This window comes from Mycobacterium sp. IS-1590 (assembly GCF_001500025.1).
GTDB lineage: Bacteria > Actinomycetota > Actinomycetes > Mycobacteriales > Mycobacteriaceae > Mycobacterium.
Map to the genome: position 1 here is coordinate 234,833 of NZ_LQIW01000049.1, position 21,085 is coordinate 255,917.

At 67.8% G+C, this 21,085-nt stretch carries 20 protein-coding genes and 1 tRNA gene; 16 read left to right on the forward strand and 5 right to left on the reverse strand.

Features of this window, described 5'->3' with window-relative positions:
* Window positions 1-6 precede the first annotated feature (6 nt).
* The 5 genes from AU197_RS23430 to AU197_RS23450 are packed head-to-tail and all read left to right on the forward strand — an operon-like array spanning window position 7 to window position 5,671.
* On the forward strand, window positions 7-1,176 hold the full coding sequence (locus AU197_RS23430; protein ID WP_064405916.1) for a thiolase family protein: 1,170 nt from the start codon (window positions 7-9) through the stop codon (window positions 1,174-1,176).
* Window positions 1,170-2,747, forward strand: coding sequence for a class I adenylate-forming enzyme family protein (locus AU197_RS23435; protein ID WP_231745174.1), 1,578 nt, complete (start codon window positions 1,170-1,172; stop codon window positions 2,745-2,747). The genes AU197_RS23430 and AU197_RS23435 overlap by 7 nt, the downstream gene beginning before the upstream one ends.
* A gap of 22 nt (window positions 2,748-2,769) precedes the next feature.
* Window positions 2,770-3,624: a mycofactocin-coupled SDR family oxidoreductase gene (locus AU197_RS23440; RefSeq protein ID WP_064405918.1), complete on the forward strand. Its 855-nt coding sequence runs from the start codon at window positions 2,770-2,772 to the stop codon at window positions 3,622-3,624.
* A gap of 20 nt (window positions 3,625-3,644) precedes the next feature.
* Window positions 3,645-4,649: an LLM class flavin-dependent oxidoreductase gene (locus AU197_RS23445; protein WP_064406017.1), complete on the forward strand. Its 1,005-nt coding sequence runs from the start codon at window positions 3,645-3,647 to the stop codon at window positions 4,647-4,649.
* A complete protein-coding gene (locus AU197_RS23450; protein ID WP_156434532.1) occupies window positions 4,646-5,671 on the forward strand; it encodes a spirocyclase AveC family protein in 1,026 nt (341 codons plus the stop codon). The genes AU197_RS23445 and AU197_RS23450 overlap by 4 nt, the downstream gene beginning before the upstream one ends.
* A 31-nt stretch (window positions 5,672-5,702) precedes the next feature.
* On the opposite strand, the gene AU197_RS23455 is transcribed toward AU197_RS23450, so the two are convergent.
* On the reverse strand, window positions 5,703-6,005 hold the full coding sequence (locus AU197_RS23455) for a hypothetical protein (protein ID WP_064405920.1): 303 nt from the start codon (window positions 6,003-6,005) through the stop codon (window positions 5,703-5,705).
* A gap of 35 nt (window positions 6,006-6,040) precedes the next feature.
* On the opposite strand from AU197_RS23455, the gene AU197_RS23460 reads away from it, so the two are divergent.
* Window positions 6,041-7,234, forward strand: a complete 1,194-nt coding sequence (locus AU197_RS23460) for an amidohydrolase family protein (RefSeq protein ID WP_064405922.1) — start codon at window positions 6,041-6,043, stop codon at window positions 7,232-7,234.
* On the opposite strand, the gene AU197_RS23465 is transcribed toward AU197_RS23460, so the two are convergent.
* Entirely contained in the window at window positions 7,227-7,664 is a 438-nt protein-coding gene (locus AU197_RS23465) for a MarR family winged helix-turn-helix transcriptional regulator (protein ID WP_064405923.1), read from the reverse strand. The two genes, AU197_RS23460 and AU197_RS23465, sit on opposite strands and share 8 nt — an antisense overlap.
* Window positions 7,665-7,755: 91 nt before the next feature.
* Between AU197_RS23465 and AU197_RS23470 the strand changes: the two genes are divergently transcribed.
* Window positions 7,756-9,795, forward strand: a complete 2,040-nt coding sequence (locus AU197_RS23470) for an ABC transporter ATP-binding protein (protein WP_064406019.1) — start codon at window positions 7,756-7,758, stop codon at window positions 9,793-9,795.
* On the forward strand, window positions 9,792-10,637 hold the full coding sequence (locus AU197_RS23475) for a CbiQ family ECF transporter T component (RefSeq protein ID WP_064405924.1): 846 nt from the start codon (window positions 9,792-9,794) through the stop codon (window positions 10,635-10,637). Before AU197_RS23470 ends, AU197_RS23475 begins: the two co-directional genes overlap by 4 nt.
* Here AU197_RS23475 and AU197_RS23480 read toward each other — a convergent pair whose 3' ends face one another.
* The 3 genes from AU197_RS23480 to AU197_RS23490 are packed head-to-tail and all read right to left on the reverse strand — an operon-like array spanning window position 10,638 to window position 13,649.
* The gene (locus tag AU197_RS23480) at window positions 10,638-11,969 is read right to left on the reverse strand and encodes an ABC transporter substrate-binding protein (RefSeq protein WP_064405926.1); all 1,332 of its coding nucleotides are present in this window, start codon (window positions 11,967-11,969) and stop codon (window positions 10,638-10,640) included.
* On the reverse strand, window positions 11,966-12,793 hold the full coding sequence (locus AU197_RS23485) for a carbohydrate ABC transporter permease (protein WP_064405929.1): 828 nt from the start codon (window positions 12,791-12,793) through the stop codon (window positions 11,966-11,968). Before AU197_RS23485 ends, AU197_RS23480 begins: the two co-directional genes overlap by 4 nt.
* Window positions 12,780-13,649, reverse strand: a complete 870-nt coding sequence (locus AU197_RS23490) for a carbohydrate ABC transporter permease (RefSeq protein ID WP_064406021.1) — start codon at window positions 13,647-13,649, stop codon at window positions 12,780-12,782. The genes AU197_RS23485 and AU197_RS23490 overlap by 14 nt, the downstream gene beginning before the upstream one ends.
* Before the next feature lie 46 nt (window positions 13,650-13,695).
* On the opposite strand from AU197_RS23490, the gene AU197_RS23495 reads away from it, so the two are divergent.
* The 8 genes from AU197_RS23495 (at window position 13,696) to AU197_RS23525 (ending at window position 21,040) form a co-directional block, all read left to right on the forward strand.
* Window positions 13,696-15,216 carry a TldD/PmbA family protein gene (locus AU197_RS23495; protein WP_064405930.1) on the forward strand — a complete coding sequence of 507 codons (1,521 nt, stop codon included), beginning with the start codon at window positions 13,696-13,698 and terminating at the stop codon, window positions 15,214-15,216.
* On the forward strand, window positions 15,213-16,586 hold the full coding sequence (locus AU197_RS23500; protein ID WP_064405932.1) for a metallopeptidase TldD-related protein: 1,374 nt from the start codon (window positions 15,213-15,215) through the stop codon (window positions 16,584-16,586). Before AU197_RS23495 ends, AU197_RS23500 begins: the two co-directional genes overlap by 4 nt.
* A gap of 7 nt (window positions 16,587-16,593) precedes the next feature.
* The gene (locus AU197_RS23505) at window positions 16,594-17,445 is read left to right on the forward strand and encodes a carboxymuconolactone decarboxylase family protein (protein ID WP_064405934.1); all 852 of its coding nucleotides are present in this window, start codon (window positions 16,594-16,596) and stop codon (window positions 17,443-17,445) included.
* Window positions 17,446-17,566: 121 nt separating this feature from the next.
* Window positions 17,567-17,640: transfer RNA gene (locus AU197_RS23510), tRNA-Ile, on the forward strand.
* Between the two features lie 272 nt (window positions 17,641-17,912).
* A complete protein-coding gene (locus tag AU197_RS26795; protein WP_286145570.1) occupies window positions 17,913-18,044 on the forward strand; it encodes a hypothetical protein in 132 nt (43 codons plus the stop codon).
* A gap of 6 nt (window positions 18,045-18,050) precedes the next feature.
* Window positions 18,051-18,725, forward strand: coding sequence for a glycine-rich domain-containing protein (locus AU197_RS23515; protein WP_064405936.1), 675 nt, complete (start codon window positions 18,051-18,053; stop codon window positions 18,723-18,725).
* A gap of 61 nt (window positions 18,726-18,786) precedes the next feature.
* Window positions 18,787-19,590 (forward strand): crotonase/enoyl-CoA hydratase family protein, encoded by an 804-nt coding sequence (locus tag AU197_RS23520; RefSeq protein ID WP_064406023.1) that lies wholly within the window; start codon window positions 18,787-18,789, stop codon window positions 19,588-19,590.
* A 142-nt stretch (window positions 19,591-19,732) separates the two neighbouring features.
* Window positions 19,733-21,040 carry a S1C family serine protease gene (locus AU197_RS23525; RefSeq protein WP_064405937.1) on the forward strand — a complete coding sequence of 436 codons (1,308 nt, stop codon included), beginning with the start codon at window positions 19,733-19,735 and terminating at the stop codon, window positions 21,038-21,040.
* Window positions 21,041-21,085: the final 45 nt, after the last annotated feature.

A 21,085-nucleotide genomic window follows, 5' to 3' on the forward strand; every position in this document is an offset into this window, starting at 1 on the left:
GGACGGATGCCCGCCCCGCCGAGCGCACCGGTCATCTCGGGCGCCGGAATCTCTGCGATTGGCCGGCGCACCGGCATTTCGGCGCTGGATCTGACCGTGCAGGCCTCGACGGCCGCCATCGCCGACGCCGGCCTGGCGCCTGCCGACATCGACGCGGTTCTCACCATGGGAGACACCCCGGCCGACGTGGCGGCCGCCGCGTTGGGCATTCCCGATCCCGGCGCGCAGGGTCCGGTGCTGGGCCGCAACGGGCTGCTGACCCCGGTGGTCGCGGCCCGCGACCTGATCGCCGAGGGCAAGGCCCGCCACGTGCTCGTCTACCGGACGGTGCAGATGATCGGCGGCACCGTGGACCGCCGCGCCGCAGACCGGGCGCCCGAGTCCGGCGGAAAGCGCGCCGAGGGCGGCATGGACATGACCGAGGTCGGCTATCTGCTTGCCGCGCACGCGTATTCGGCCGCCAACTGGCTCGCCATGCACTGCCGCGCCCACATGGACCGCTACGGCACCACCAAGCAGCAACTCGGCTGGATCGCGCTGAACGCCCGGCGCAACGCCGCGCGCAATCCGCTGGCGGTGTACCGCGATCCGATGACCATGGAGCAGTACCTGGACGCCAGGATGATCTCCTCCCCTCTGGGCCTCCTCGATTGCGACGTGCCGGTCGACGGTTCCATCGCGCTGGTGCTCTCCACCCCGGAGCACCGGGCCAACGCCCCACACGGTGCGGTCACCGTCGAAGCGGCGGGCGGGGCCTCAGGCGCGGGTGGATGGACCGGCCGTCCGGACTACCCGAAGATGGCGATGCACGACGCCGCCGCGGACATGTGGTCACAGACCGACCTGAAACCGGCCGACGTCGACCTGGCCGAGTTGTACGACGGTTTCAGCTATCTCACGCTGGCATGGCTGGAGGCACTGGGCTTCTGCGCCGACGGTGAGGGTGGCCCGTTCGTCGATGGCGGTCACCGGATCGCGCGTGCGGGCCAATTGCCGCTGAACACCTATGGCGGTCAGCTGTCGGCCGGCCGGATGCACGGGTACTGGGTGCTGTACGAGGCATGCCAGCAGCTGCGCGGACTGGCGGGGGACACGGCGATACCGAAGCGTCCCGAGGTGGCCGTCGCGTCGGCTGGTGGCGGCCCGATCGCCGGATGTGTGCTGTTGTCGTGTTGACCGAACTCGACCGCCGCGCAGGGACAGCCGCGGACACCATCCCCGACGAGATCGCCGGGTTCATCGGCGAGCACCCCGACACCGCGGTCATGGTGCACAGCGACGACCGTCCCGATCAGTTCACCGCCGCCGAGTTGTTCGACGAGAGCATGCGGTTGGCCGCCGGGCTGGCCGGACTGGGTATCCGGCCCGGCGATGTCGTCGCTGTCCAGCTGCCGAACTGGCGCGAGTGCTTCTCCGTGCACGCCGCCGCCTGGTTGTGCGGTGCGGTGGTGCTGCCCATCGTGCCGATCTACGGGCCTGCCGAGGTCGCCTTCATCGCCAGGCAATCGGGGGCCCGTGCCATCGTGCTGGCTCGTGAGCTCCGCAACCGCGACACCGGCGCGACCGTGTCAGCGCTGGCCGATCTGCCCGAGCTGGGACACCGCATCGTGCTGGGCGGTGCGCACACCGGAACCATCCCGTTCGAAGAGCTGACCTCAACGGCGGCAACGGGTTTCACGCCGTGTCGTCCCGACCCCGAAGGTCGCGCGGTGCTGGTGTACACATCAGGGACGACGGCGGAACCCAAGGGCGTCCAGCACACCCACGGTTCACTGCTCGGTGAACTGCGCGCGATGGATGCGCTGCGCAACACCGATGCCGACCAGACCACGTTGGCGGTCTTTCCGGCCGGACACATCGCAGGCACGCTGGGCATCCTGCGCATGATGTGCCGCTCCGGAGACACCATCGCCATGGACGCATGGAACCCCGAGGCCGCCGCCCGGCTCATCGCCAAGCACGGCGTGAGCGTCTCGGCCGGCGCGCCGATCCATCTGGGTGGCATCCTCGACGTCGCCGAACGCGACTGTCTCGATGTGTCGAGCCTGCGCGAGTACACCACCGGCGCGGCCGGTGTCGCGGGCACGCTGATCCGTCGCGCCGACCGGTTCGGCATCGGTGCCTACCGCTGCTACGGATCCAGCGAACACCCCACGATCAGCGTCGGCCGGCCGGAGGATCCATTGGACAAGAGGGCCGACACCGACGGGCGGATCGCCCCCGGTACGCGGATCCGACTGGTCGACGACCGCGGGCGCGACGTACCGCCGGGCGCCGACGGCGAGATCCTCACGCAGGGGCCCGAATTGTTCCGCGGTTACACCGATCCCCGCTTCACCGAAGCCGGCTTCGTCGACGGCTGGTTTCGCACCGGCGATGTCGGGCGATTGGACGCCGACGGCTTTCTCACCATCACCGACCGCAAGAAGGACATCATCGTCCGTGGCGGCGAGAACATCTCGTCGAAGGAAGTCGAAGACGTCGTCAGCAGCCACCCCGCGGTGGCCGAAGCCGCCGCGATCGGCGCCCCCGACGAGAAGTACGGCGAACGGGTCTGCGTGTTCGTCGTGCTGCAGGAGGGCGGGTCCTTCGACACCGCCGACGCCGCGGCCCATTTCGCCGCCTGCGGGCTGGCCAGACAGAAGACGCCCGAACGCATCGTGGTGGTGCCGGAGCTGCCGCGCACCATCAGCGGCAAGGTGCAAAAGCACCGCCTCAGAGAACAACTCGGCACGACCGGCCAATAGATATCCGACGGAAGGAACGAACGTGGGCAGAGTGCAGGACAAGGTCGTCCTCATCACCGGCGGCGCCCGAGGTCAGGGCCGGTCGCACGCGGTGCGACTGGCCGAGGAGGGCGCCGACATCATCCTGTTCGACATCTGCGGCGACGTCGAACACAACGATTACGCGCTGTCCACCGAGCACGACCTCGAAGAGGCGGGTTCAGAGGTCGAGAAGACCGGGCGCCGGGCGGTGACGGCCGTCGTCGACGTGCGTGACCGCGCCGCGCTCGCCGATGCGCTGAAGTCCGCGGTGGATGAACTCGGCAAGCTCGACGTGGTGGTCGCCAACGCCGGCATCTGCCCGCTGGGGTCGGACCAGCCCATCGACGCCTTCGCCAACGCGTTCGACGTCGACTTCGTCGGCGTGGTGAACACCGTTCACGTTGCGCTGCCGTATCTTTCGGCCGGAGCCTCGATCATCACCGTGGGGTCGGTCGCCGGGCTGCTGGCCGAGAAGGCCGGGCCGGCCGCGAGCATGGGGCCCAACGGCTCGGGCGGGGCGGGCTACAACCTGGCCAAGCAGTTCATCGACAAGTACACGATGGCGTTGGCCAACCAGTTGGCGCCCAGATCGATCCGGGTCAATGTGGTGCACCCGACGAATGTCAACACCCCGATGCTGCACAACGAGTCGATGTACAAGATGTTCCGGCCCGACCTCGAGCATCCGTCCCTCGACGACGCGTTGCTGACGTTCCCGATGATGCAGGGCATGCCGATTCCCTACGTGGAACCCGAGGACATCTCGCACGGGATCTGCTACCTGGCCTCCGACGAGTCCCGCTACGTGACGGGGTTGCAGCTCAAGGTCGATGCCGGCGCCACCGTGAAGTTCTGATCGGACGGATTTGCATGGCGATGCAGTGGGCGATGCCGTGGCCGGGCGGCGATCTCGCGAGACAGGCCGAATCCGCTGGAGCAGCGGCGTTCTGCGCGGGCGAGTTCGCCGACACCGGCGCCTACGTCACGGCCTCGGAGATGGCACACCAGACCAGCACGGCGCGCATCGGGCCGGGGATCGCGTACGCGTTCGCACGGTCGCCGTTCGTCCACGCCGCGGCCGCAAGGCATCTGAACAAGATCGCACCCGGCCGGGTGTTCCTCGGGCTGGGTGCGGGGACGGGAAGGATGAACCGCGACTGGTTCGGGGTGGACTCCTCGCATCCGGCGCCGCGGATGACGGAACTCGTGCGCTGCATCCGCGCGTTCCTGGAGGCCGACAACGGTGAGCGGATCGTCTTCGACGGCGACTTCTACCACATCGACGCCCGCATCCAGGCGCCGGTGCTCGGCCGGATCGACGTACCGATCCTGTTGGGCGCGTTCAATGTTCACATGCTGCGTGCCGTCGGCGGCGTGGCGGACGGGGTGCTCGGACACGGACTGTTCACCGACCGGTGGTGGAGCGAGGTCGTCGAGCCGAATCTGACCCTCGGCGCGAAGCGCGCCGGGCGCGACCCCACCGGGCTTTTGCGCTGGGGCTGGGTGATCACCGCGATCAACGACGAGGATCCTCAGCGCGCGATCGACGACGCCAAGCGCCAGATCGCGTTCTATCTGACCGTCAAGACCTATGACTCGCTGGTCGAGCTGCACGGCTGGCAGGACGAGGTCGCCGCGATCCGTGCGGACTTCGCCGCGGGAGATCCGCGCGCGATCGGTGCGCACGTCACCGACGAGATCCTGTGGGCGATGGCGGCGTGCGGTGACACCGAGCAGGCGCGGGAGATGCTCACCGCCCGCAGCGCGCTTCCGGATCTCGGGTTTCATTCCCCGCCGGGCTTTCTCGTCAGCACACGGCGGCGCGCCGAGTACGGCACGAAGATCGTCGAGGCCTTCACGCGAACAGGAGTCGTCACGTGACCACCCATCAGCACACCGAGACCCCCGAGTTCCTGCCCGAGGGGTCGAAGACCTACCGGGATTCACCACCGATCATCTGGCTGGCCCGGCTGGGCGCGGTCTTCGTCGTATTCCAGCTTTACGTCTATGGGCGCTGGATCTTCTCGGACAAGTTCGCTCCTGCGCCGACGGGGCCCGACCCCATCCCCGGATCGAGCATGGCCTGGATCCGGTTCTGGGAGATCGGCTGCATGATCGGCGGGGTGATCTTCCTGATCTGGATGATCCGGAAGACGCGTCGGGACAAGCAACTTCCGCCCGTCGGTATCTTCGTGGTGGCGTGGCTCCTCGCGGCTTGGCAGGACCCCGGTGTGAACGCCGTCCGGCCGGTGTTCGGGTACAACGCGGGATTCTTCAACATGGGTACCTGGGGTGAGTTCATCCCCGGGTGGGTGGACAAGGGCGCCGAGAACCCGCAGCCGATCATCTACTTCCTCGCCAGCTACATCCTGTTGACACCGCTGGCCATCATGGGCATCGACCAGGTGATCGCTCGGATGCGAAAGGTGTACCCGCGCATCAACACCGCGGGCGTACTGGCGGCGATGCTGGTGCTGTTCATCGTGCTCGACATCGTGTTGGAACAGTACTTCCACCGCATCGGGCTGTGGACCTACCTGCGGGTCGACGACACCTGGTCGATCTTCTCCGGCACCATGTACCAGTTCCCGCTGTACGAGGGGATCGTCTTCGGCGGGCTGGTCAGCGTCTCGTCGATCGCCATCTACTGTCTGCGGGACCGTAACGGCCACATGCTCTCCGACATCGGCATCGATCAGCTGAAGAACAAACGCACCGTCACCGCAGTGCGCATCCTGGCGCTCACCGCGGTGTTCAACCTGATCATGTTGGTGTTCAACCTGGGCTTCAACCTGGTCAACCAGCACGCAGAGGTGCAACCCCCGGCCCACGAGGTGCCCAGTTACATCCATCACGGAATGTGCGGTGTGGGTCCGAATCCGCCGTGCCCGCCGCGACCGTGAGACAGGTGAGGGCAGTGCGCGTGACGAACGGTTATTCGCAGAGATTGCGTTTCGGGGTGCCCGAGTATCCGAAGAACTTCTCGAAGTTGGCGTCGTTGATGCGTCCGGCGCTGTTGCGCTTGGCCGCCGACTCGAGTGCGGCCAGGCGGGCGCGGGCCTGCTCGAGAGCGGAGGCGTCGCCGCTGGCCTCCGATTTCTCGACAGCGGCTCGGGCGGAGGCGATTTCGATGCGTAGTCGTTCACCGACCTCGCCGAACGTCAGCAGATCGTGGTCGTCCTCGTCGATCCGCTTGCGTGTCGTGTCCGAACCCCCAGGCGATCCCGCATCTCCCATGCGGCCCACGTTACCGACAGCTCAGGAGGCCCACCATGCCATTGCAGGACAACCATCAGATCGTCTCCGTCGACGATCACCTGATTGAACATCCGCGGGTCTGGCAGGACCGACTGCCGGCGAGATTCCACGAGAACGGCCCGCGCATCGTCGAGATCGAGGGCAGGCATCTGTGGAGTTACGACGGGCAGATCCTGCCGACCATCGGCCTCAACGCCGTAGCGGGCAAGCCGCCCGAGGAGTGGGGGATGGATCCCGTCCGCTATGAGGACATGATCCCGGGCTGCTACGACCCGGTGGCGCGCATCGCCGACATGGACCTCGACGGCGTGCAGGCCGCGCTGTGCTTCCCGTCGTTCCCCGGCTTCGGCGGCAGCACGTTTTTCCGCGGACAGGACAAGGAACTGGCGCTGCTGTGCGTCAAGGCGTGGAATGACTTCTACATCGACGAGTGGTGCGCGACCGCGCCGGAGCGCTACATCCCGCTGGCGATCCTGCCGGTGTGGGACATCGACGAAACCGTTGCCGAGGCCGAACGCGTCGCCGCCAAGGGGGCGCGCACCGTGTCGTTCCCCGACAGCCCCGTGCCGATGGGTCTGCCTTCGTTCCACTCCGACCATTGGGACGGGCTGTGGCAGGTCTGCTCGGACGCGAAAATGCCGGTGTCGCTGCACTTTGGCTCCGGCTCGTTCGTCCCGGGCTTCTCCTACTCGGCGCTTGCCAACTCGCCGACCCCGGCCTTGCCGGACGCGCCGTTCGCGGTGGCGATCACGCTGTTCTCGACCAACCTGATGTGGACCACCGTCGATCTCTTGTTCTCCGGCAAGCTGCAGAAGTTCCCGGATCTGCAGTTCTCGTTGTCCGAGGGCGGTATCGGTTGGGTGCCCTACATTCTGGAGCGCGCCGACTACGTGTGGGAGCGGCATCGGTACTACCAGCCGATCGATTTCGACACGCGCCCTTCGGATCTGTTCCGTTCGCACTTCTACGGCTGCTTCATCGACGACGAGCACGGCCTGGAGAACCGGTACACCATCGGCGTGGACCGCATCACGCTGGAAATCGACTTCCCGCACTCGGATTCCAACTGGCCGAACTCGCGCAAGCGTGCCGCTGAGGTGTTGGCTGGAGTGCCCGACGAAGAGTGCGCGCTGATAGTGGAGGAGAACGCGCGGCGCATGCTCCGCTTCCCGCGCGTGCAGACGGAGCAACCCGCGGCGGTCAGCTGACCGATTTGGACGCCGAGGCCTCCTCTAGAAGTCGCCGCAACACGCGCACCGCCTGGGCGAGCGTCTCCCGGTCGGCGGCCTCGAGCCGTTCCAGGTACGGATCGATCGCCGCACCGCGGTCCACCCGCACCTGGCGCAGCGTGTCCACCCCTTCTGGCGTGATGCGGATCAGCACCGCGCGCGCGTCCTCGGGGTCGACGGTCCGCGACACCATGCCGGCCTCCTCGAGGCGGCGGACCTGGGTCGTCATCGTCGGCTGTGAGCAGTGGTCGAGCGCAGCCAGATCGGAGATGCGGGCCTCGCCCTGATCCTCGATCGTGGACAGCAGTCGCGCCTGGGCATAGCCGAGCGGCAGGCGGGTCCGCTGCGTGGCCAGTCGGTTGATCCGGGCGACCACGGACAGCAGATCGGCTCCGAGCGTCTGGGTCATGCGACAACATTATGTGTTCGGCGCGCGGGTTTCGGCCCGACCGATCATCGCGCCGTGTGGCCGCCGCAGTCGCGACTGGCAGAATCGTGCAATGACCGCGACCGGGGGCCGAACTCGCCGCACCGGTCGTCTGCGTCCCGTCGAACTGGCGCAGGCCTCCGTCATGGCGGCGCTCTGCGCGGCCACCGCGATCATCTCGGTGGTCGTCCCGTTCGCGGCGGGGCTCTCCCTGCTGGGCACGGTGCCGATGGGGCTGCTGGCCTATCGCTACCGGCTGCGGGTGCTGCTCACCGCCACCATCGCCGGTGGCATCATCGCGTTCCTGATCGCGGGCATGGGCGGGTTCATGACCGTCGTCAACTGCGCCTATATCGGCGGGCTGACCGGCATCGTCAAACGCCGCGGACGCGGCACCCCGACCGTGCTGTTCGCCGCGCTGATCGCCGGGGCGGTGTTCGGCACCGCGGTGGTGGCGGCGCTGTCGATCCTGTCGCGGCTGCGTCACCTGATCTTCGAATCCGTCACCGCCAACATCAACGGCCTGGCCGCGGTGATCGCCCGCATCCCCGATATGCAGGGCGCGGCCGAGCGACTCAAGCGCGACTTCGCGACGGCGCTCGACTACTGGCCGCTGCTGTTCTTCAGCGCCGGGGTGATGTCGATCACCTTCGTCAGCCTCGTCGGATGGTGGGCCCTGTCGCGGGTGATGGAGCGGCTTGCCGGCATCCCCGATGTCCACAAACTCGAGTCCTCCAAAGACGTCGGCGCCATCGCCCCGGTCCCGGCCCGGCTGCGCGACGTCCGGTTCCGCTATCCGAGCGCCGACCACGACGCGCTGGGACCGGTGTCGCTGAGCGTGGAACCGGGCGAGCACCTCGCGGTGACGGGGGCCAACGGCTCGGGCAAGACGACGCTGATGCTGATGCTGGCCGGGCGCGAGCCGACGGCCGGGGTCATCGAACGGCCGGGCGCTGTCGGACTGGGCCGCATCGGCGGCACGGCGGTCGTCATGCAGCACCCGGAGAGTCAGGTGCTCGGCACCCGCGTCGCCGACGACGTGGTCTGGGGGCTGCCACCCGGCAAGGCCACCGACGTCGGCCAGCTGCTCGCCGAAGTGGGTCTCGACGGGCTGGCCGAACGCAACACCGGCGGGCTCTCGGGCGGCGAACTGCAGCGCCTTGCCGTCGCGGCGGCGCTGGCGCGCGAACCGTCGCTGTTGATCGCCGACGAGGTCACCAGCATGGTCGACCAGCAGGGCCGGGACGGACTGATGTCGGTGCTGTCCGGGCTGACGCGGCGCCACCAGATGTCGCTGGTGCACATCACCCACTACAACGACGAGGCCGACGCCGCCGACCGCACGGTCGACCTGTCCGGTAACGGCGGCGCCACCGACAACACCGACATGGTGGAATCGGCCGACGCCCCAGCCGGGACGGTCGCTCCGGGCGCCGATGCCGCTCCCGTGCTGGAACTGGTAGACGTCAGCCACGAGTACGGCAGCGGCACACCGTGGGCCGCGACGGCACTGCGCGACATCACCTTCACGGTTCACGAGGGCGACGGCCTGTTGATCCACGGCCTCAACGGGTCGGGCAAGTCCACGCTGGCCTGGATCATGGCGGGTCTGACGGAACCGACCGCAGGCCAATGCCTGCTCGACGGGAAGCCGGCGTCGGATCAGGTTGGTGCCGCGGCGATCTCGTTCCAAGCGGCGCGGCTGCAGCTGATGCGCAGCCGGGTCGACCTCGAGATCGCGTCCGCCGCCGGGTTCTCGCCGCGTGATCGCGCGCGGGTCACCGAGGCGCTCTCGACCGTCGGCCTGGATTCCACGCTGGCGCAGCGGCGCATCGACCAGCTCAGCGGGGGACAGATGCGTCGCGTCGTCCTCGCCGGACTGCTCGCCCGCTCGCCACGGGCCCTCATCCTCGACGAGCCGCTGGCCGGCCTGGACGCCGCGAGTCAGCGGGGCCTGCTGCGGCTGCTGGTCGACCTTCGCCGCCGCGCCGGGCTGACCGTCGTCGTGATCTCGCACGACTTTGCCGGGCTGGAGGAATTGTGCCCGCGCACTTTGCATCTGGAAGGTGGCGTGCTGGTGCCCGCACCAACGACGGCGGGGGGACTGTCATGACGGCGCCGACGAAGCGTCGACAGCGCAGGGGTGTCGTGCTGCTGCGGCCCGTGCCCGGCAACAGCGTGATTCACCAACTGTGGGCGGGTACGAAGCTTCTGCTGGTCGCGGCCATCGGCGTATTGATGACGTTCTACCCGGGCTGGGTGCCGATCGGCGCGGTCGCGCTTCTGGTGCTCATCTCGGCTCGGCTGGCCAACATCTCGCGCGGCGTGCTCCCGTCGATACCCGGTTGGCTGTGGTTCCTGCTGTTCCTCGGCGGATTGACGGCCACCTTCGCCGGCGGCAGCCCGATCATCTCCATGGGTTCGGTCGATGTCGGGCTGGGCGGACTGCTGAACTTCCTGCGCATCACCGCGTTGTCGATCGTGTTGCTCGGTCTCGGGGCGATGGTCTCGTGGACGACGAACGTCGCCGAGATCGCCCCGGCCGTCGCGAAACTGGGGCGTCCGCTGCGGGTGTTCCGGATACCGGTCGACGAGTGGGCGGTCGCACTCGCGCTGGCGCTGCGCGCGTTCCCGATGCTGATCGACGAGTTCCGCGTGCTTTACGCCGCACGCAATCTGCGCCCGAAGCAGGTGCACACACGCCGCCGCGGACGGTGGCGTCGCTGGTGGCTCGAAGCGATCGATCTGTTGGCCGCGGCCATCACCGTCGCGCTGCGCCGCGCCGACGAGATGGGCGATGCGATCACCGCACGCGGCGGTGCCGGGCAGATCTCTGCCGCACCGTCGGGGCCCAAAGCCATTGACTGGTGGGCGTTCCTCATCGTCGCCGCGGTGTGCGGCACGGCGTTGGCGCTGGAGTTGACGGTCGCGGGAACCAGCGCCGTCACGCGATGATCACCGCTGGGCGGCGGCGTTCGCGGCCTGCTGGGCCTGGGCCAGTGTCGGCGCCACCTCGCGCCGACCGAGAAACATCTCGTCGAAATAGGGCTTGAGCGCGTCGAACCCCGCGGCGAAGCCGACGCCGCCGGGCGCCTCGATGCGGGGACCGTCGAGCACGTCGAAGAACGGGCTGACGTCGACGCCGCGGGAGCGCCAGTACTGGTGGTAGACCCGCTGCGCGTCGAGCACCGCGGGTACCGCCGCGCCGTTAGCGCCGAGATACGCGTTGCCGCGGGCACTGCCCATCCAGGCCAGCACCTCGCGCACCGCGTCCGGGTGTGCCGTCGCCGAATTACCAGCGGCGGCAACCCCGTTCGTCACGCTGACACGGCCGGCTGGCCCCTCGGGCAGCATCGCGACTCCCCAGCGGAACGGTGCGGCGTCGGCGATCGCCGCCAGGTTGTATGTCCCGGACTGAAACAGCGCCATCCTGCCCCGCAGGAACTGGTTGCGGGAGAAGTCGCCGTTGTCGTTGGTCGCCGACGCGGGCGGGGCGACGTGCGCGGTGTCGATCAGCCCCACCAGATAAGTGAATGCCTGGGCGGCCTGCGGGTTGTCGAATGCGAACCGGTCGCCGACGGCGAACACCCCACCGGCCGAACCGATGTAGTTGAGGTAGATGCCCTGCAGGTCGTTGGCGGCGTTGTAGCCCCACTGCCGGATCCGCTGCGCGTCGAAACCCGCAGCGCCGGCGGTGCGGCCTTCGCGGTCGAGGGTGAGCCGGGCCAGCAGTGGTCGCAATGTGTCGGCCGCCGGATCGGTCGACCAGCGCAGCGTGTTCAGCTCGCCCGGGTCGACTCCGGCCGCGGAAAGCAGGTCGGCGTTGTAGTACAGCCCGATGCCGGCGTCGGTCAGTTGCGGTACACCCCACAGCGTTCCGTCGCGGGTGAACTGCTCGACGACCGATGGCTCCCACGCCCGCGCGGCCATCAAGCGGTCGATGTCCATCAGGCGGCCGCTGTCGGCGTACTCGGCGAAGTACGCGTTGCTGATCCAGAAGATGTCGTCGGCGCCGCCGCCCGCGACATCGGTGCGCAGGCTGTCGAAATACGTCGAGTAGGCGACGAGGTTCACGCGCACCTCGATGCGCGGATGTGCACGCTCGAACTCGGCGAACGACTCGCGGTAGGCCGCGGCCACCTGCTCGTCCCACAGTCGCACGGTCACCACGGTGCGCCCGCCCGCGCCGTCGGGTTGTCCGAGCAGCATGGCCGCGACCAGCAGCAGCACACCGGTCAGCGCCACACCCGCAGCGAACAGCGTCGAAAGCCTCGGCCGCAGGTTCATTTGAGCCCCGTCACCACGATCGAACGCACGATGTGGCGACCCAGCGCGACGAACAGCACCAGCAGGGGCACGATCGCCACCGTCGTCGCCGCCATCACCAGCGGCCATTGCGCGTTGTAGCGCGACTGCAGGCCCGCCGTCGCGACCGTCAGCACCTGCCACTGGCCGCCACCGGTGATCACCAGCGGCCACATGAAGCTGTTCCACTGTGAGACAACGGTGATCAATGCCAGCGTCACCAGGATCGGCCTGCTCGCCGGCAACACCACATGCACGATGACGTCCAACGTGTTGGCGCCGTCGATGCGGGCGGCGTTGATGAGATCACCGGGGATGGTGCGAAAGTACTCGCGCAGCAGGAAGATCGCGTATGGCGAACCGAACATGAACGGCAGCACCAACGCCCAGAAGGTGTTGCGCAGGCCCGCCTCGGCCATCATGAGGTACAGCGGGACCACGGTTACCGTCGCCGGCACCATGAGCGTCGCGACGTACACCCAGAACAACGCGTCGCGGCCGGGGAACCGCAAACGCGCGAACGCATACGCCGCCAGCACGGAGAACGTCAGTTGACCGAGCAGGATCACCGCGGTCATCAGCGCGGTCACGGCGACGGCCCGCCCGAAGCCGGCGTCGGCCAGGTTCGCGTAGTTCTGCAGCGTCGGCGGCAGAGGCAGCGACAGCGGCGATGCCGTGTCGAACGTGCGCGGGTCCCGCAGCGAGGCCAGCACACCGAGGATGAACGGCGCCAACGTGATCAACGCTCCCGCCAGCAGGACGGGGTAGATGACGGCGCCCGACGCGACCCGGCTAGACGAGGTCATAGCTGATCCGTCGACGGAAGTACAGCTGCTGCACGACGGTCACGCCGACCAGAAGGACGAACAACACCACCGCCATCACCGCGGCCCGCCCCACCGCCGCGGCGCCGAACGCCTCCGCGTAGATGCGGTGCGCCACCAGGTCGGTCCGGTTTTGCGGGCCACCGCCGGTCAACGCGTACACGGTATCGAAAACCTGAGCGGCGCTGATGATTCCGGTCACCAGCACGAAGAACAACGTCGGCCGCAACATCGGCAGGGTGATGTGTCGAAACCGTTGCCACGCCGTCGCACCGTCGGTGCGGGCGGCGTTGTGGACGTCGGTGGGGATGTTGAGGATGCCGGCCAGGAAGAACAGCGTCACGTATCCCACGTTGGTCCACACGACCACCGCCGACACCACCGGCAGCGCGAGCGTCGGATCGGTGAGCCATCCGATCTGGCGGCCGAGCACGGCGCTGACCGCCCCGTCGGTGGGTGCCAGGATCCAGCGCCACAGCACCGCGATCGCCAGCGGCGCGCAGATCCACGGCAGCACGTACACCGTCCGGAAGAATCCGCTGCCGGGCAGCCCGCGCGCCAGCAAGAAGGCCGCGATCAGTCCCAGAAGGGTCTGCGCGGGCACCACGAGCACGACAAACAACCCCGTGACGACCAGAGAGGTGCCGAAGGACGGATCGGTCAGCACCGACTGCCAATTGCGCAGGCCCACATACTCCATCGGGCTCAGCAGATCCCAGCGGTGCAACGACAGCCAGACCACCACGAGCATCGGCAGCAGCATGAACGCGACGACTCCGAACAGGCTGGGGGCCAGGAGTGCGTACGCGGTGGCGGTTGTGCGGCGGCGTTGTGCCATCGCTGTCATTAAAGCGGCCCGGCGGCGCCACCACTACGGTGGTGGCGTGAGGGCTACCCGACGAGTGGACGCCGACTTCCTCGACCTGCCGCGCACCCAGCTGGCCGACGCGGCGACGTCGGCAGCGCTGGCCGCCGGCGCCAGCTACGCCGACCTTCGCATCCACGCGGTCACCTCCGAGGTCGTGCAGTTGCGCGACGGTGAACTGCAGACCGCGGTCGTCGACCGCGAGATCGGCCTGGCGGTCCGCGTGATCGTCGATGGGACGTGGGGCTTTGCCTCCCATGCCGAGCTCAGTACGGACGTCGCGGCCCAGACCGCGCGCCGCGCCGTGGGGGTGGCACGGGCGCTGGCGGCCCTGAACGCCGAGCGCATCGAGCTGGCGCACGAACCGGTGTACAGCGACGCCACATGGGTTTCGGATTATGTGATCGACCCGTTCACCGTCGCCATGCCCGACAAGCTGGCGGTGCTGGGCGAATACTCCGGGCGGTTGTCGGCCGCTGACGGTGTCGATCACGTCTCGGCGGGACTGCACACCGCCAAGGAGCAGACGTTCTACGCCGATACGTTCGGATCGGCGATCACCCAGCAGCGGGTCCGGGTGCAGCCGTCGCTGGAGGCGGTCGCCGTCGACGCCGCGGCCGGGACGTTCGAGACGATGCGCACACTGGCCCCGCCGACCGCGCGGGGCTGGGAGTACGTCGCCGACGACGACGTGTGGAACTGGACCGAGGAGCTGGCCATGCTGCCGACGTGGCTGGCGGAGAAGGTCAAGGCGCCCAGCGTCACTTCCGGGCCGACGGATCTGGTCATCGATCCGTCGAATCTGTGGCTCACGATCCACGAATCGGTCGGCCACGCCACCGAATACGACCGGGCGATCGGATACGAGGCGGCGTACGCGGGCACCTCGTTCGCCACGCCCGACAAGCTCGGCACCATGCGCTACGGCTCACCGGCCATGAACGTGACCGCCGACCGAACCGTCGAATACGGCTTGGCGACGGTGGGATTCGACGACGAAGGGGTGCAGGCGCAGAAGTGGGACCTGGTGCGCGACGGTGTCTTCGTCGGCTACCAACTGGACCGGGTGTTCGCACCGCGGCTCGGGGTAAAGCGCTCCAACGGGTGCGCCTACGCCGACTCGCCGCACCACGTGCCGATCCAGCGGATGGCCAACGTATCGCTCGAGCCGAGCAGCGACGATGTGAGCACCGACGACCTGATCGCGCGCGTCGACGACGGCATCTACATCGTCGGCGACAAAAGCTGGTCGATCGACATGCAGCGCTACAACTTCCAGTTCACCGGCCAGCGTTTCTTCCGCATCCGCGACGGTCGGCTCGACGGCCAGGTGCGCGACGTCGCGTATCAGGCGACGACGACGGACTTCTGGGGATCGCTGGAGGCCGTCGGCGGCCCGTCGACGTGGCGCCTTGGTGGCGCGTTCAACTGCGGCAAGGCGCAACCGGGACAGGTGGCGGCGGTGAGCCACGGATGTCCGTCGGCGTTGTTCCGCGGGGTGAACGTGCTCAACACCCGGGACGAGGCGGGGCGCTCGTGATCGGCGCACAGCAGGTGGTCGAGATCGCGTTGACGGAGGCGGCCCGGCTGGGTGAGGCCGACGAGACGATCGTGTTGGTGACCGACCGCGCCGACGCGTCGTTACGGTGGGCAGGCAATTCGATGACCACCAACGGCGAGTCGACAACGCGCTACACGACGGTGATCTCGGTGGTGCGCAAGGGCAGTGGGTCCCATGTCGGCTCGGTGCGGTCCAGCGAGGTCGACCCATCGACGATCGCCGGTCTGGTGGCGGCGTCGCAAGAGGCGGCGCGCTCGGCGCCCGAGGCCCGCGACAGCGCTCCGTTGTTGGCCGGAGGCGATGCACCACCCGATTGGGATGGGCCGGTGCCGAGCACCGGAGCGGAGGTGTTCCTGCCGGTGGCCGACGGCCTCGCCCGCGCATTCCGCGGCAGCGATCGGCTGTACGGGTATGCGCGGCACATCCTGGAGACGACGTTCGTGGCGACATCGGGCGGGCTGCGGCGGCGCTACACGCAGCCGACGGGTTCGGTGGAGATCAACGGCAAACGCGACGGCGCGAGCGCGTGGGTCGGTGTCAGCACCGCCGACTTCGACGGCGTACCAATCGATTCCATGCTCTATGACTTGTCGATGCGCCTCGGCTGGGCCCGGCGCACGGTGGAGTTGCCCGCCGGCCGCTATGAGACGCTGCTGCCGCCGTCGGCGGTGGCCGATCTGATGATCTTCTTGACCTGGGCGATGGACGGTCGGGGCGCGCAGGAAGGCCGCACCGCGTTCTCGGCGCCGGGCGGCGGCACGCGGGTGGGGGAGCGGCTCACCGATCTACCGTTGACGCTGTACTCCGATCCGTTCGCATCGGGACTGGCGTGCACGCCGTTCGTCGCGACGTCGACGTCGTCGGAACGGATTTCGGTGTTCGACAACGGGATGGACATCGACCGGGTCGACTGGATCCGCGACGGCGCGATCAACTCGTTGGCCTATTCGCGGGCCGCCGCCGCGGAATTCGACGCGGCCCCGGCGGTGCCGGCGGACAACCTGCTGATGACCGGTGGAGAGTCGGAGTTAGCGGACATGATCGCGGGGACCGAGCGGGGGCTGCTGCTGAGCACGCTGTGGTACCTGCGGGCGGTCGACCCGGCAGTGCTGCTGTTGACGGGACTGACCCGTGACGGCGTGTATCTGATCGAGGACGGCGAGGTGACGGCGGCGGTCAACAACTTCCGGTTCAACGAAAGCCCGTTGGACCTGCTGCGCCGTGCGACGGAGGCGGGCGTCGGCGAGGTCACGTTGCCGCGCGAGTGGGGTGATTGGGCGACGCGGGCGTCGATGCCGTCATTGCGGATTCCCGACTTTCACATGTCTTCGGTCAGTCAGGCGCAATAATTCTCTGATGGTCGAAGAAGAGCTGGTCGCCAGGCTCAACGGGTTGGTGCCGCTGTCGTCGGGAAACACTCGCCTCGACACGCTGATCCGGTTGACTTGTGGCAGGGCACTGTCGCTGCCGCCGCTGCCTGTGGAGGCCGACCTCTTCGACGAGCATTCCGACGTGGACCGCATCGTCACAGCCTTTGCCGAGCAGTTCGCCGTGGACGTGACCGGAATTGGCGACAACCAACGGGTCCGGTTCATGGATGCCCTGGGTGACAACGCGTTTCGAACCGCGACGATGATCTTCATTGCCGACTTCGTGCCGCGGGTCTGGTGCGGTTTTGAGGCCCTGGGTCTCGGTAGGCCACGACTTGGCGAAGTCACCGCGTGGGATCACGAGACCGATCCGACTGACGCGCTGCTCAACGGGTTCGCGCCGGCGGTGGCGCGGTTACGGGCGCTCGATCCGGTGACGACGGAGATCGTCCGGTTGCGCGGTGCGACCCAGCACAACTGCAGGCTGTGCAAGTCGTTGCGCGACGGCGAGGCGTTGGATTCGGGCGGCTCGGAGGAGATGTACGGGCAGATCGAGGACTATGAATCCGCCCAGAACCTGACCGAGGCGCAGAAGGCCGCGCTGCGGTACGTCGACGCGCTGATCTGGTCGCCGGCACACATCGACGCGGAGGCCGCGGCGGCGGTGCGGCGGAATTTCTCGGAGAAGCAGTCGTTCGAGCTGACGCTGGACGTCATGCGCAACGCGTGTAACAAGATCGCAGTGTCGCTGGGCGCCGACGCGCCGCGGGTGGCTTCGGGCACCGAGCGGTATTCGATCGGCGACGACGGACAGCCGGTATACGCCGACATCGCCTGACGGCGGCGCGGAGGTAGTGCTGTAGGTGCCCACCTATGAGCGAATAAATCGCTGGGAGCGAATTAGTCGCTGATAGGTGGGCACATCGCGATATGGGACGATGGTGCCGCGCAACGCGCCGGGGGCGGTAGCTCAGTCGGTTAGAGCCGCGGACTCATAATCCGTTGGTCGCGGGTTCGAGCCCCGCCCGCCCCACTTCAGTGGTGTATTACTGCGGTTGATGCCTGACATTTGGTCTTCGGGTGATGCCTGACAGTATTTCGGCTGATGGTTGACAGTTACTTCGGCTGATCCTTGACACTCCCTGCGGCCGGGCGCTGTCGGCCGCTCGGGTCGACCGATCGGTGGACGCCGATTCCCCCGTCGAATCCACCGCTCTGCGGACTGTTCAAGCTGTCGCCGCGGGCGATAGTCGAATCACCGAACGGGCCTCGACCAGCGGGCCCGGCAACAGAAAGGTACGCACCATGAGCAAGACCCAGAACACCACTGAGAAGGTCACCGTCGGCAGGCTCACCATCACCAGCCCCGCAGGACGATCGGGCCCGGCCTACTGCTCGTGCATCGTGCCCGGCGCCTGCGATTCCGGCAGAGGGTAATCTGCCGTGGCGCTCGAAGGTCGCCTTGAGGCGGCGTTGGCGTTCGAAGCGCCCTACGTGATCGATCGACTTGTCAGGGACCGGGTCGTCGCGACCCGGGACTCTGCCGCAGAGCTCTTCACCGAGGCCAAGAAGTACCTCGTGCTGTGCGCGGCAACCCCTGACAAGGCGTTCGACATGTGTTCGGCGCTGGTGGACGAGGCCTGGCACGCCTTCGTGCTGTTCACCACCGAGTACACCGACTACGGTCAGCGCTACTTCGGAAGCTACGTCCACCACGCGCCCGCCGGTGAGCGCGGCGGGCCCGAAACATTTATCTTGGACGGCGGCTCACACGAGACCGCATCCTTCGACGACTTCTGCCGAAGATATGAGGAGTTGTTCGGGCACCCGCTCCCCGCGATCTGGTACGACAGCGACAACGTCGCTCCGTGCACTCGGGTCATCAACGACATGGCACAGACGTTGACGGTCACCACCGAACACCGCACCGTCCACATAATGAATAGCACGGGCGACACGGTGCTCTCTGTTGATGAAATGGCAAGCGAAGCAGTGAAATTCATCGTCAACACGCACGCGTTCTACGTCCGCGAGCTCCCGGGTGACCTCACCGCGGCCGAAAAGGCCGGCATGATCGAGCCCCTCGTGCGCTTGGGCGTGCTACGCCTGGCGCCCTAGCCGCCCCGTCAAGCGAGGCCCTCACCCGAAATCGGCACCGCTGCGCGGTATGTTGCGACGCGTGAGCGAAGACAGGGTTCGAGTGGAGATCAGTGGTAGCGGCGTGGCGACCGTGACGATGATGCGCGCAGACAAGCACAACGCGCTCGACCACGCCATGTTCGAAGGCCTGGTCAATGCCGCTGAGCAGGTGGCAGGCATCCCTTCGATCCGCGCGGTCGTGCTGCACGGCGAGGGTAAGAGCTTCTGCTCGGGCCTGGACGTCGCGAGCTTCGCAGCCCAGCGGGGCGGTACGAACGTTCTGTTGAACCGAGAGGCCGATCACCCCGCCAACTTCGCCCAGCGCGTGTCGTACGACTGGTCGCTGGTGCCGGCACCCGTCATCGCCGCGATTCACGGCAACTGCTTCGGCGGTGGCCTTCAGATCGCGCTGGGCGCAGACATCCGGATAGCGGCCCCCGACGCGAGGTTGTCCATCATGGAAATCAAGTGGGGCCTCGTTCCGGACATGGGTATCACGCAGACGCTGCCGCGGCTGATACCGATCGACGTCGCCAAGGAGTTGACGTTCACCGGCCGCATCGTCTCCGGCAGCGAGGCGTCGGAGATCGGTCTGGTCACCCGAACCGCTGACGATCCACTCGGCGCCGCGCTGGCACTCGCCGGTGAGATCGCGCAGAGATCCCCGGATGCCGTGCGCGCCGCCAAGCGCCTCTACACCGAGACCTGGGTCGGTGATGACGCCGCGGCGGCGCTGTCGCGTGAATCCCAGTTGCAGACCGAACTACTCGGCAGGCCCAACCAGATCGCGGCTGTCAGGGCCGGCATGTCGGGGGAGCAGCCCGTCTTCACCGATCCCGAGTAGAGTCCTTCCCGGCGGTGTGACGATCACGATTCGATCTCTCGGAATTTGTTGAGTCAGTTCTCAGTCCACTCTCAGTCAACGCGGGGACCGTGTGCTGAGGCCATGTGGGCTGATCAACGATCCAGAAAGAGAACGAACGCAAATGACCAACACTCCGCGGTATTCCACGGACCAGCCCTCGACTTCGGCTACGGGACAGCCGCATCTGCGGTACCAGGCTCACATCCCCTCACATCTGCGCTACGAGTGGCGGTATGGCCAGCCACCTCTCTACGACCTGAATCACCCTGCGCAGCAAGCTGATACCGCTCCGATCCCCAGGATTCAGCTGAAGAAGTCCCGCCGCGGGCTCATCGTCGCGGGCGCTGTCGTATGCGCGGTCGTCGGCGGCGGGATCGGCGCCGCCGTCGTGGGCATCGACGACCGTACGCACCACCCGGCCGCCGCGCAGACACCCATCGGTGGTGCGCCCCTCACACCGCGCGCCGCGGCCACCGCGCCCGCGGGCACGGTCGAGGAGGTCGCGGCCCGGGTGCTGCCGAGCGTCGTCCAGTTGAAGATCGACTTGGGTGGTGAGGGCCCTTCGGGTTCGGGGATCGTGTTGAGCGACGACGGCCTCATCCTCACCAACAACCACGTCGTGGCTGCCGCGGCCGGCGGCGAGCGGGGAGTGTTTCCCAGCTCGCGACGTGGCGCGCCCACGGCAACCGTGGCCTTCTCCGACGGCAGAACCGCACCCTTCACCGTTGTCGGTACCGACCCATCGGGCGACCTTGCCGTCGTTCGCGCCGAGGGGGTTTCCGGATTGACGCCCATCGCCATCGGATCCTCGGCGGATGTGAAAGTCGGCGAGCAGGTCGTCGCGATCGGCTCGCCCCTCGGCTTGCAGGGAACGGTGACGACGGGCATCGTCAGCGCGCTGAACCGGCCGGTGTTCGCCGGCGGCGAGGCGGGTGGCGACGTCACCGTGCTCAACGCCATCCAGACAGATGCCGCGGTGAACCCGGGTAACTCCGGCGGCGCCTTGGTGAACATGCGCGGCGAGTTGATCGGCGTGAACTCCGCAATCGCGAGCATGGGCGGCGGCTCCGGCGGTCCGAGCGGTTCCATCGGGCTGGGCTTCGCGATCCCCTCGGATCAGGCCAAGCGTGTCGCCCACGAACTGGTCACGACGGGCTCCGCCAGTCACGGTGCGCTCGGTGTGAAGCTTGGTAGAGAAGCCACCAAGGCCGGCGGCGCAGCCGTCGCCGTCGTCGACGGTGGGCCCGCATCCGCGGCTGGACTGCCGGGCGAAGCAGTGATCACCAAGATCGACAACCAGCCGATCGACGGCCCTGAGGCGCTCGTGGCGGCGATCCGCTCGCGCGCCCCCGGTGACAGCGTTTCTGTCACCTATCTCGACGCAGCGGGGGCTGCTCAGACCACGCAGGTCACCCTGGGCGAAGCCTAGGGCCCGCCCCGCCCCGCCCGGCAGACACGTCGCCGGCTTCCGGAC

What these genes read in the sequence shown, in the direction of transcription:
- AU197_RS23430 (WP_064405916.1), top strand. Translation starts at nt 7, where the DNA reads ATGCCCGCCCCGCCGAGCGCACCGGTCATCTCGGGCGCCGGAATCTCT.
- AU197_RS23445 (WP_064406017.1), top strand. Translation starts at nt 3,645, where the DNA reads ATGCAGTGGGCGATGCCGTGGCCGGGCGGCGATCTCGCGAGACAGGCC.
- AU197_RS23455 (WP_064405920.1), bottom strand. Translation starts at nt 6,005, where the DNA reads ATGGGAGATGCGGGATCGCCTGGGGGTTCGGACACGACACGCAAGCGG.
- AU197_RS23460 (WP_064405922.1), top strand. Translation starts at nt 6,041, where the DNA reads ATGCCATTGCAGGACAACCATCAGATCGTCTCCGTCGACGATCACCTG.
- AU197_RS23465 (WP_064405923.1), bottom strand. Translation starts at nt 7,664, where the DNA reads ATGACCCAGACGCTCGGAGCCGATCTGCTGTCCGTGGTCGCCCGGATC.
- AU197_RS23470 (WP_064406019.1), top strand. Translation starts at nt 7,756, where the DNA reads ATGACCGCGACCGGGGGCCGAACTCGCCGCACCGGTCGTCTGCGTCCC.
- AU197_RS23475 (WP_064405924.1), top strand. Translation starts at nt 9,792, where the DNA reads ATGACGGCGCCGACGAAGCGTCGACAGCGCAGGGGTGTCGTGCTGCTG.
- AU197_RS23480 (WP_064405926.1), bottom strand. Translation starts at nt 11,969, where the DNA reads ATGAACCTGCGGCCGAGGCTTTCGACGCTGTTCGCTGCGGGTGTGGCG.
- AU197_RS23485 (WP_064405929.1), bottom strand. Translation starts at nt 12,793, where the DNA reads ATGACCTCGTCTAGCCGGGTCGCGTCGGGCGCCGTCATCTACCCCGTC.
- AU197_RS23490 (WP_064406021.1), bottom strand. Translation starts at nt 13,649, where the DNA reads ATGGCACAACGCCGCCGCACAACCGCCACCGCGTACGCACTCCTGGCC.
- AU197_RS23505 (WP_064405934.1), top strand. Translation starts at nt 16,594, where the DNA reads ATGGTCGAAGAAGAGCTGGTCGCCAGGCTCAACGGGTTGGTGCCGCTG.
- AU197_RS26795 (WP_286145570.1), top strand. Translation starts at nt 17,913, where the DNA reads ATGAGCAAGACCCAGAACACCACTGAGAAGGTCACCGTCGGCAGGCTC.
- AU197_RS23525 (WP_064405937.1), top strand. Translation starts at nt 19,733, where the DNA reads ATGACCAACACTCCGCGGTATTCCACGGACCAGCCCTCGACTTCGGCT.